The sequence below is a fragment of the Thauera linaloolentis 47Lol = DSM 12138 genome, from assembly GCF_000310205.1.
Classification (GTDB): Bacteria; Pseudomonadota; Gammaproteobacteria; order Burkholderiales; family Rhodocyclaceae; genus Thauera; species Thauera linaloolentis.
Window position 1 is genome coordinate 1 of the sequence record NZ_AMXE01000219.1, and the last position, 216, is coordinate 216.

Annotated in this window: 1 protein-coding gene; it reads left to right on the forward strand. The window is 64.8% G+C overall.

Going from position 1 to position 216, the window contains the following annotated elements:
• The coding region (locus tag C666_RS21050) for a DDE-type integrase/transposase/recombinase (RefSeq protein ID WP_039919680.1) at nt 1–216 on the forward strand (216 nt) is incomplete at both ends.

The window sequence follows — 216 nt, forward strand, 5'->3', positions numbered from 1 at the left end:
GTGCGCAAGCGCCGCAAGGTCAAGCGCCCCACCGGCGAGCGCCAGCCTTTGGCGGCCAGCCATCACGTCAACGACACCTGGAGCACGGACTTCGTGATGGATGCCCTGTCCAGCGGCCGACGGATCAAGTGCCTCACGGTGATGGATGACTTTAGCCGCGAGTGCGTGGACATCGCCGTGGATCACGGCATAGGCGGGGAGTACGTGGTTCGACTG